At 72.6% G+C, this 1,210-nt stretch carries 1 protein-coding gene; it reads right to left on the reverse strand.

Annotated features, from left to right (window positions below; all coding sequences use genetic code 11):
* Positions 1 to 1,068, reverse strand: a 1,068-nt coding sequence (aspS, locus tag KBX39_RS31530) for an aspartate--tRNA ligase (protein WP_210874069.1), incomplete at its 3' end; no start/stop codon positions are given.
* Between the last annotated feature and the right edge of the window lie 142 nt (positions 1,069 to 1,210).

The following is a 1,210-nucleotide window of genomic DNA, read 5'->3' on the forward strand; positions in this document are numbered from 1 at the left end:
GCCGGTCTCGGCGTCCAGCACCACGTACGCCAGGCCGCGCGCGCCGCGCGCCTTGGCCCAGTCCTGCCAGCCGTCCAGCTCCTTGCGGGTCTGCGCCGCGCCGCCGGGCATGACCACCGCGCCCACGTAGCCGCCCGCGTCGATCGCGCCGGCGAACACCCGGAACTCGGTGCCGCGCAGGTACTCGGTCAGCTCGGTCAGCTCCACGCCGTAACGCAGGTCCGGCTTGTCCGAGCCGTAGCGGGACATGGCGTCGTGCCAGGTGATGCGCGGGATCGGCCGGGCGATCTCGTAGCCGGCGAGGTCCTTCCACAGCGCCGAGACGATCGCCTCGCCGAGGTCGATCACGTCGTCCTCGGTGACGAACGACATCTCGATGTCGAGCTGGGTGAACTCCGGCTGCCGGTCGGCACGGAAGTCCTCGTCGCGGTAGCAGCGGGCGATCTGGTAGTACCGCTCCATGCCGCCGACCATGAGCAGCTGCTTGAACAGCTGCGGCGACTGCGGCAGCGCGTACCAGCTGCCCGGCTGCAGCCGCACCGGCACCAGGAAGTCGCGCGCGCCCTCCGGGGTGGAGCGGGTGAGCGTCGGCGTCTCGATCTCCAGGAAGTCCCGCTCGTGCAGCACACCACGGGCGATCTGGTTGGCCCGCGAGCGCAGCCGCATGGCCTTCGCCGGGCCGCCCCGGCGCAGGTCCAGGTAGCGGTACTTGAGCCGGATGTCGTCGCCGGCCTCGATCTGGTCGTCCACCGGCAGCGGCAGCGGCGCGGCCTCGGAGAGCACCTCCAGCGCGGACGCGGTCACCTCGACCTCGCCGGTGGGCAGGTCGGGGTTCTCGTTGCCCTCGGGGCGGCGGGTCACCTCGCCGGTGACCTTGACGCAGAACTCGTTGCGCAGCGCGTGCGCGTCCTCCTCGCGGAAGACCACCTGCACGACACCGGAGGCGTCCCGCAGGTCGACGAAGATGACACCGCCGTGGTCGCGCCGGCGGGCCACCCACCCGGCGAGCGTCACCGTCGAGCCGGCGTCCGCGGCGCGCAGGCTTCCGGCATTGTGGGTACGGATCACGGCTGGCGTCTCCTCAATCTGGTCCACTCACTGCTCCCCCGCATTCTGTCAGGGCGGGCGGGCCCGCTCCCGGGCACCCGTCGAGCCGGTCCGCCCCGGCGGTGGCGAAAGCGCCGTGCGGGCCGGGTCCGGCGGTCTACCG

This window comes from Micromonospora sp. D75, from assembly GCF_018070405.1.
GTDB classification, from domain to species: domain Bacteria; phylum Actinomycetota; class Actinomycetes; order Mycobacteriales; family Micromonosporaceae; genus Micromonospora; species Micromonospora chalcea.